Annotated in this window: 8 protein-coding genes and 1 pseudogene; 2 read left to right on the plus strand and 7 right to left on the minus strand. The window is 33.6% G+C overall.

The window, feature by feature from the left end:
* Nucleotides 1-184 precede the first annotated feature (184 nt).
* The 5 genes and pseudogenes from N0M92_RS28365 to N0M92_RS28385 form a co-directional block, all read right to left on the minus strand.
* Nucleotides 185-655 (minus strand): UPF0158 family protein, encoded by a 471-nt coding sequence (locus N0M92_RS28365; RefSeq protein ID WP_260288917.1) that lies wholly within the window; start codon nucleotides 653-655, stop codon nucleotides 185-187.
* 42 nt (nucleotides 656-697) lie between these two features.
* Nucleotides 698-1,175 (minus strand): annotated as a pseudogene (locus tag N0M92_RS28370) (M3 family oligoendopeptidase); the annotation flags it as partial.
* Nucleotides 1,176-1,463: 288 nt separating this feature from the next.
* Nucleotides 1,464-2,579 (minus strand): tRNA 2-thiouridine(34) synthase MnmA, encoded by a 1,116-nt coding sequence (mnmA, locus tag N0M92_RS28375; protein WP_260288918.1) that lies wholly within the window; start codon nucleotides 2,577-2,579, stop codon nucleotides 1,464-1,466.
* A 98-nt stretch (nucleotides 2,580-2,677) separates the two neighbouring features.
* Nucleotides 2,678-3,154 (minus strand): Cys-tRNA(Pro) deacylase, encoded by a 477-nt coding sequence (gene ybaK, locus N0M92_RS28380; RefSeq protein ID WP_260288919.1) that lies wholly within the window; start codon nucleotides 3,152-3,154, stop codon nucleotides 2,678-2,680.
* Nucleotides 3,155-4,424: 1,270 nt separating this feature from the next.
* The gene (locus tag N0M92_RS28385) at nucleotides 4,425-5,801 is read right to left on the minus strand and encodes an acetaldehyde dehydrogenase (acetylating) (RefSeq protein WP_260288920.1); all 1,377 of its coding nucleotides are present in this window, start codon (nucleotides 5,799-5,801) and stop codon (nucleotides 4,425-4,427) included.
* 249 nt (nucleotides 5,802-6,050) lie between these two features.
* On the opposite strand from N0M92_RS28385, the gene N0M92_RS28390 reads away from it, so the two are divergent.
* Together N0M92_RS28390 and N0M92_RS28395 are read left to right on the plus strand one after the other, a co-directional pair.
* Nucleotides 6,051-7,262, plus strand: coding sequence for a sensor histidine kinase (locus tag N0M92_RS28390; protein ID WP_260288921.1), 1,212 nt, complete (start codon nucleotides 6,051-6,053; stop codon nucleotides 7,260-7,262).
* A 30-nt stretch (nucleotides 7,263-7,292) separates the two neighbouring features.
* Nucleotides 7,293-8,060, plus strand: coding sequence for a response regulator transcription factor (locus N0M92_RS28395; RefSeq protein ID WP_260288922.1), 768 nt, complete (start codon nucleotides 7,293-7,295; stop codon nucleotides 8,058-8,060).
* 276 nt (nucleotides 8,061-8,336) lie between these two features.
* On the opposite strand, the gene N0M92_RS28400 is transcribed toward N0M92_RS28395, so the two are convergent.
* Both N0M92_RS28400 and N0M92_RS28405 read right to left on the minus strand, forming a co-directional pair.
* Nucleotides 8,337-8,738, minus strand: a complete 402-nt coding sequence (locus tag N0M92_RS28400; RefSeq protein ID WP_260288923.1) for a type II toxin-antitoxin system death-on-curing family toxin — start codon at nucleotides 8,736-8,738, stop codon at nucleotides 8,337-8,339.
* A 1-nt stretch (nucleotide 8,739) separates the two neighbouring features.
* Nucleotides 8,740-8,985: an AbrB/MazE/SpoVT family DNA-binding domain-containing protein gene (locus N0M92_RS28405; protein WP_048689328.1), complete on the minus strand. Its 246-nt coding sequence runs from the start codon at nucleotides 8,983-8,985 to the stop codon at nucleotides 8,740-8,742.
* Nucleotides 8,986-9,236: the final 251 nt, after the last annotated feature.

Raw genomic sequence — 9,236 nt, forward strand, 5'->3', positions numbered from 1 at the left:
GACAAGCTAAATCCGAAAGGATATTTGGTTTATAAGTTGAACAAGGAATAACTCTATTCATAGCTGAATGAAACACCATTTAAAAACATTTGGGTGTGGTGGGTTGACAGTTTCGTTCATATCAGTTGAACAAAGAGCAATCACCTTATTCAGCCATAGGTCTCGTGCCATACATTTTTAAAGTCTAATTATCAATAAAGTTTATGTTATTGTCTAGACACCATTTAAATGCAATTTGTTTATATCGTTCGTCACGATAAGAATACCATTGGTCCTCCATTTCAAAGTCAATGATTTTGTCCTTAAACCTTCTAAAAGCACCCTTCCCCTTAATTGAACTTAATAATTTATCTTGCTTTCTTTCATCACTAACAGTAAAGCAAAAGTCCTCTATGATCTCATATTCATTTACTTCATATTTTGTTGGGAGTTCCTTGTAATTCTCAAAGTTTTCAAATACATCATTAGCAACTTTTCTATCTTCTTGTTCCCACTCAGGTAAATGCCCGAATTCTTCTTCATCTTCAGCTGCTCTCAAGTCATCCAAAGTTACTGAAATGATTTCACCAGTTTTTACATTTAAAAATGTCCGAGACTCATCAAACTGCATTTCCAATTCTTCAATAATGGCCTGAATCTTTACTGGATTTCTCAATTATTGATCACCCTTCAATTTTTTACAAATGCACCCGTAAACTTAAGAAGATGTTAAGGTAATAAATTCTTCGACATCTTTAACGCATAATTCAATTCTTTTTTCCCAAAAGGCTTCTGATGTAATATCTTCCCCTATATGCTTTATTACTAAATCTTCTGTGGACATACTTCCTGAATCACGAAGCAAGTCAAAATTAATCTTTTTCCAATTCTTTTCCTTTTGCCTTTGCATAAATACTTAGAGAAAATAAGTATCCGAATGTATATGGGAAGTTGTAAAATGGAGATTTAGTCATATAATAATGTGGTGTCCAAACCCACGAATGGATAGAAGCATTATCAAGAGAACCTTCATACCCTTCATCTATTGCTTCTTGCATTAGTTCATTTAAACGTGATGATGAAACAATCGCCTCTTTACGTTCCTCGTAAAACTTCTTTTCAAACAAGAACCTAGAATGAATATTCATGAAATTCATCACACTACGTTTTAATTTTTCATCAAGTAAAAACAATTTTCGTCTTTCCCGAAGTTGCTGCGTTAACATTTTTTGAGTAATTGCGGGTATCAAGCTTTTCAATTCGTTGTTATGTTTCTTTCCAAATGTTAGATAAAAGAGAATTACCGGTTTTCATTTTCCTCCAATTACCTCCAAAGTTGCCTCTACCGCAGTGTTGTAAATATTATTAGGATCCTTCATTACACACACCTCACTTTTTAGAATGTTTCGACACAGGAACAATTTTAATAGCAGCTTTTTCTTTGCGAGAGTCTTAAAATGTAAGGTTAGTGTATAGTTTTATCATCAGCTGACATAGGTTAGTCGCTCTCCATTATTAAATACTAAATCGATTGTTCCTCCACCAAGACATTCTTCTCCTTCATAAAAAACAACTGCTTGTCCGGGTGTAACCGCTCGGATTGGATTATGGAAAGTTACTTTTGCTTCATTGTTATCAAGAAGCTCAACCGTTACATTATTATCAGGCTGACGATAACGAAACTTAGCTGAACATTGGAACAATTTATTCTTAGGAAGACCGCATACCCAACTCATATTTATAGCCACAATTGAAGTCGAATAAAGCTTTTCGTTTCCAATACCCTGTCCCGCGTATAGGATATTACGCTTCAAATCCTTACCTATTACATACCATGGATCACCAGCCCCTCCAATCCCTAAGCCGTGTCGTTGGCCGATTGTATAATACATGAGGCCATCATGCTTACCAATAGATTCCCCTTCAATTGTTTCGATGATCCCTGGCTGTGCAGGCAGGTAATTACTAAGAAATTCTTTAAAGTTTCTCTCTCCTATATAACAAAGACCCGTACTATCTTTTTTGGTAGCAGTAGCTAAATTGGCTCTCTCTGCAATTTCTCTTACTTCCGATTTATCCATGCTTCCTATAGGGAACATAACTTTCTGTAGCTGTTCATCTGAAAGCTGATTCAAAAAGTAGGTCTGGTCTTTATTTTTATCTAAACCGCGAAGCAACTTAGCTCCGTCATTCGTTTTCTCTATACGGGCATAATGACCCGTTGCTAAATAATCTGCCCCAAGACTTAAAGCATGTTCTAAGAATGCATTGAATTTAATTTCTTTATTACACATGACATCCGCATTCGGAGTACGTCCAGACTTATATTCATCAAGAAAATAAGTAAATATTTTATCCCAATATTTCTTTTGAAAGTTAACAGAATAGTAAGGAATGCCGATTTGATTGCAAACTCGAATTACATCGTTATAATCTTCTGTTGCTGTACACACACCGTTTTCGTCAGTATCGTCCCAGTTTTTCATGAAGATTCCGATTACGTCATAGCCCTGCTCTTTCAGAAGCAATGCGGAAACAGAAGAATCTACTCCACCAGACATTCCAACTACTATGCGTGTGTTATTTTTTGTTTTTATCATATTTTACCCTCATTATAAAAAGTTTTGTTAACGAATAAACAATTCAAATAGTTTCTTATTTCTCCTTTCTCGACTTGCTTTATTGTATGAACCGATCTCTATCTTAATAAATCTGCAAAATGGGCTTTTGTTACTTTGACAAGATTCTCTAACTGCAGTTCAATCTGAGTTCCTATACTTCCTCCGCTGACAATGAGAGTTTCAAGAGACTTTGATCTTTTATCAATGAAAGTAGGGAATAGCTTTTTCATGCCGATAGGCGAGCATCCCCCGCGAACATATCCTGTTAATTTTTGAATATCCTTCACCGCAGTCATTTCAATTTTCTTTTCTTTAACAGTTTTAGCAGCTTTCTTTAAATCCAGCTGAGCTTCAACTGGAACTAAAAAAACATAATGTTCTTTACTGCTGCCTTGTACCACAAGCGTTTTATATACTATGCCAGCTTCTCTTCCTAGCTTTTGAGCAACAGAAACACCGTCAATTTCCCCATCCTCTAAACCATAAGAGGTGATAATATATTCTATAAGGTTAGTGTCCAGTATTCTCATTGCGTTTGTTTTACTTACTGCCAATTTTCTTCCCTCGCTTAAGTACTTTTTCAAATAGCAATCCAATACCCATTTCCTTCTTTCACTTTCAATTGTACAGCTACCATTCATAAAAGTAAGAATAATTACTAAGAATAAAAAGGTTAATAATTGCTTCTAATGTAATCTTAATATGAAAAGCCAAAAGCAACATTCATAAAATAGTCCTCAAGAAGTACCTTAAAAGGCTTTATATCTATCAAAAAAACTTAATCTCTCTTCTTTAACAATACTAAATAAATTAGTTGCTTCATCTTTCCTTGGGTCTCTTTTAAATCATTGCTTTGACCGTACAATTCTCACTTTTATTTCCTTTCTCTAGCTTTTAGTTTTTCTTCAAACAGACATCAATTCTAACGATTTATCCATTTTCTTCTCTTGTTATAATTTAAATTTTCTATATAACATAACCTTTTTGTTAAATAAATTATTATTATGAAATCATCAGTAAAATTTCCGGTAACTTAATATGGCATGATCTTTTCATTATTTTAAAAATGCAGTGACTAAGCTCTAACCAAATTCTTTAGCCCCTTTTGGACCTTCGCAGGTGATAATATCGCTATGAGCAACAACATGCTTTGTCACATACTCGACGTTATTTGTCTTTAATTCATTAACTTGTACATCTATTGAATAGCCTGCTGGTGCTCGTCCAGAAAGCAAACCTGTTTTTAACTACAGTAACAGATCATGCACAAATTCCTGTTATAAGCACTTTTTACTTATAAGCGTGTTTTATACGTTTGTAATTCTTGATTTTCCCATAGAAAATCGTTCGTACCAGGCCCTAGATGACAGCTATTACATCGTATCACTAGAAGCGTAGATTACCAAAAGACTATTTAAAGTGTTGAAATCCATTTAGGTATAACTGGCATAACCACCTTTGTTTGTTCCAATCAATATAAAAATTAGATTCATATTTCTTCTACTAACAAATAAACTAAAGGAGAATCAAGTTTTTATGTCATTGCTTTAATATATACATTGATTAAATCTTGATCACATATCATTTCAAACATTGTTACCTCCCCCGTAATTCAATTTATGTTTAGAGGCATGACAAGTAGCCCTATTGGTCCCTTCCACATATTCAACGCAAGGTTCTCCTACTCTTAATTAACTCTCTCGAAAGACATGCAAGGCCACCGCCATTCCAAGGTGAATATGAGTATAGACATGGATTTGACCTTCCATACATTTGCTTATATTGTAAAAGTCAAAGAGAATTCACACGAGCAATATCTAATGTTTATCCTTTTATGTCTTCTAACTCTCTAACTCCATATGCTACACGTCTAGTATTGATAAGGTTTAATGGACCGACGTTGTCTGAAGTCACACTTCCTCCGATAGCACCGCATCCCAATGTTAGTGAAGGTATTAGATTTGCAGAACCGCCAATACCACCAAGGGAACCAGGCGTATTTACAATCATTCTAGAAACAGGTATTTTTAACGAAAACTCTTTAATTATTTCTTCATTATTTGAATGAAGAATAAATGTATGTCCTTTACCTTCATTCATTAGTAATTCAACACATCTCTTAAATGCTTTTTCCCATGTTTCTTCCGTGTAGAATGCTAAAATAGGTGTTAGTTTTTCTCTTGAATACGGATTCCATTTGCCTACTGTCGTTTGCTCTGAAATTAATACGCGAATCCCTTCAGGTATAGTTAATCCAATCAAATCAGCAATCGCTTGAGGCGATTTTCCAACGATAGCGGGATTCATTGTTCCGTTATCTCTTAGTATAAAATGAGACAACTCTTCTGATTCTTTATTACTTAAAAAATATGCTCCTTGATTTATAAATTCTTGAACTACTTCTTCTTTCGATATTTGTTCGACAACAACAGATTGTTCTGAAGCACAAATAACACCATTATCAAATGTTTTGCTATCTATGATACGTTTAACTGCCTGTTTAATATCTGCTGACTGTTCTATAAACGCTGGTGCATTACCAGGGCCTACACCGATGGCTGGCGTTCCTGAACTATACGCTGCTTTCACCATCGCTTCCCCACCTGTTGCTAAAATTAATGAGACGTCACGATGCTTCATTAGTTCATTTGTACCCTCTATAGTTGGAAGTGTTATACATCCGATAATGCCTTCTGGTGCTCCAGCTTCGATAGCTGCCTCGGTTATAATGTTGACTGTTTCAATAATTGATTTTAAAGCCATCGGATGCGGGGAGAAAATAATAGCATTACCGGCTTTTAAAGCAATTAATGCCTTGTAAATAACGGTTGAAGTTGGATTAGTCGATGGGATTAATCCAGCTACCAATCCAACAGGAACAGCGACTTCTATCACTTTAGTTGCTGATTCATCGCTTAAAATGCCAACAGTCTTGATATCTTTTATATATTCATAAATGACTTCACTCGCGAATTTATTCTTAATAACTTTATCTTGCCAATTACCAAATCCTGTTTCTTCATTTGCTAATTTTGCTAATTTTTCTGCCTCTTTACTAGAGTATAATGATATCTTTTTAACAATTTCATCAATTTTTTCTTGTGAAAATGAGGCGAAAATTTCTTGAGCATTTTTCGCTTTGGCGACAAGCATACTTACTTCTTTAATAGATGTTGTTACATCTTTAGATAATAGCACCATGATACATACCTCCTAGATTTTTCACCTTATAAAACAAATTGCATCTTCATTTTAAAAGCGTTTTTTATTTATTTTGTAAGATGATTTTACTACAAATCCCGGCTTGTTTTTTTGATATTTTCGATGAAATCTTGCACAATTTATACCTAACTTAATTGGACATTTTATATTTATATATATTACCATGCACCCCGATGAATCATTTTTGCTACAATTAAGTCTCCAAAACATAGTAAGGATGTGTTACTCATGGATGTGTTACAAAATATTAAGTTTCATGATATTATCGATATAGAGACCCTTGAAAAGGAATTAATTAGACTATCCCATTGGGTAAATACGCCAATTAGAGTAGTGGATATTAATGGATTTTCTGTACGTAATGAAAGTAATTTAATCTCTTATTCTGCTTTAATTTACAAATCTAATAAAGGAAATAAACAATGCCTGCTTGATGATTCTCAAGCAGCTTTTCTTGCCATGCAACAAAATAAAGCCATGACCTATACGAATAAGAGCGGGTTATCAAATGGTGTTGCAGCAATAAGTGTAGGCGGTATATATATTGGTTCCGTTATAGTGGGGCAGGTACTTATTCGAGGTAAACAAACTCATCAATCAATTGATATAGAATTACTTTCCGAAGAATATGGTATTCCACTTAATCAACTTCAAAAAACTTTAGAAACGATTCCTATTATTGAAAGTGAAGAGTTTATCAATGACCTATATTTCGCTTCACATATGGCTGAATATATCGGAAAAATTGGTGAGATTAACATAACCAATAAAAAAGTGTCAGACGAATACCAAAAACGCGTTTTTCTTGAACAGCAACTAAAAAACATAACTTCAAATAACAATCAATCACAAATAAATTCTCACTTCATACTCACAACACTGAATACAATTGCAAGAATGGCTCTAATTGAAAATGCATCCGAAACAGAAGAATTAGTATTTAATTTATCAGACTGGCTTAGGTATAATCTAAACAGCAAAGAGGATTTGCGTAAAATAAAGGACGAAATTGAAAACAATAAACGGTACCTTGATATCCTATCGTTACGGTATAGTGATCGAATTTCCTACAAAATAAACATAGATGACGAAATATTAGACTATAAAATACCAACTGGTATTCTCCTACCTATTATTGAAAATTGTTTTGTCCATGGACTTAAAGATAAGCAATCTGGAGGAGAAATTATTTTATCAGGCAGAATGGTAAATAACGGAAACATCCTGATTAGGGTTTCTGACAATGGAAAAGGGATAGAGCCTTACATGAAAAATTTATTAAACTCGATGAATGAAAACGTTCAATCGTATGAAGGGTTTAGTTTGCATAATACACACAGTCGTCTTAGAAACTACTTTGGACCCGATTACGGCTTAACTATCGAAAGCGACCTTGTTTACAGAACGATTGTTATTATCTCTATTCCTTGTATCAACTAATTGGAGTGTAATTTTTATAGGAGGCTTTTAATGTGTAAGCTAATGATTGTAGATGACGAGCCTCTAGAAAGACAAGCATTAAGAATCATTTTAAAGAGGCGTTTCTTAAATTTATGCATTTTAGAAGATGCAAAAAATGGTGTGGAAGCAATTCGACTTGCTACCCGATTTAAACCTGATATCATTCTAATGGATATCCAACTACCTGGGAAAAATGGAATGTCCGTTCAAAAAAAGATTATACAATTCTTACCGAATGTAAAGACAATTATTATTACCGCTCTCGAAGATTTCAACTGTGCACAAACAGCATTAAAATATGGTGTATTGGACTATCTTTTAAAACCTGCTCGTACGTCAGATATTGAAATCGCCGTCGATAAGGCCATTAAATCAATCAACCAGGTTTCTTTATTGGATAGTATTTCATCTAAACCTGCTACTTCTTCCAAAAAAGCAATAAATTCAATTTTAAATTATATCCATGCAAACTATAACCAGCCGTTAACGTTAAATGAAATTGCTACTTATACTCACTTAAATCCTCAATATTTAAGTAGGTATTTTAAAGAAACAGTTGGTATGACATTCACAATGTATTTAACAAATTTACGAATAGAAACTGCGAAGAAATTACTTATTAACTCTGATAAGTCCATTACGCAAATTGCTTTGGAAGTTGGGTATTCAGACCCTTCATACTTCAGTAAAGTGTTTGATAAACACGTGAAATCTTCTCCTTATAAATTCAAAATGAGACATTATAACAGGGATGATATAATGTCTGGAAAGAAGTGAATCAAAAAAGTTAGACACTTTATTTTAATTAGACAGTTTGTTGGGCATGAGTCGGTATTGTACCCAGCTCATGTCTTTTAATTTTGCTTGATTCGTTTGCAATTGTAAGTAAATGGTCGAGATTTAATAAAGGTATATTTTTATGCATTTGGTTAAAAGGGGAATAGTCATCCAAATGACTATCCCCCCTTTTTTGAATAATTTTATTGTATACCAAAGCTCAGCATAAATTGCTGTCAAACTCATAAAAATAAAATGCTCCATAAACACAACTTTTTATAAAGCCTTTATGTTCTCTTGGATGATTCTTGCGATAGCATTAAAATCATATTTATGATTAACGACATCTACAACAAAATCCTGTTCTTCTTCTATTCCCATTAACCATTGATAATGATTGATCTTCAGAAACATAATAAGGGAAGCGAGTGCTGTCCTCTTGTTTGCGTTGTGGAAAGCATGGTTTTTAGAAATGGATTCGAATAAGGCTGCAGCCTTTTCATGAATAGATGGGTATGCATCATTTTCGAAGATAGTTTGTCTCGGTCTGTTCACTGTAGAATCAAGGAGACCGGGATCTTTTACTCCGATTTGTTCAGTAGGAGAATAAACTTTTATTTGAATGGCATTGATAGCAATAATTTGATTCGTGGAGAGATAGATAATATCCAACATCATATTATCTATCCACCAATCCCTTGAATGCTTCGTCATGTTCTTTAATAACATCTGATAGCATTTCCATAAATTCTGCATCTACACCTTTAGGTAATTTAACATTTTTATTTTTCCTTAAAATGATTTCTTCACCCTTAAACTCAACCTCTAATTCGTCTCCAAAAGCTAAATTTGCAGTTTTCAACATTTCAACTGGAAACGTAATACCCAAGCTATTTCCGACTTTAGTTAATTTCCTTATAGCCATAATTCATTCCTCCTTTCAAAAGAGTTATAATCGTTATTACTATTATAACATTAGTTATTATTGTTCATACTACTTTTACATGATATCTGTTTTTAATTACACAAAAAAAGGTTGCGGTTTAGTATAAACTGTACCCTATAGAGTAGACACTAAAAAAAGGTCTGCTCTATAGGGTACTTTTATGTATAATGAAAAAAATGGGAGAATCGGAGAACAATTAAATGCCAAAAAAACTCTTTACTGAGAAAGAA

This window comes from Peribacillus aracenensis (assembly GCF_025175645.1).
Classification (GTDB): Bacteria; Bacillota; Bacilli; order Bacillales; family DSM-1321; genus Peribacillus; species Peribacillus aracenensis.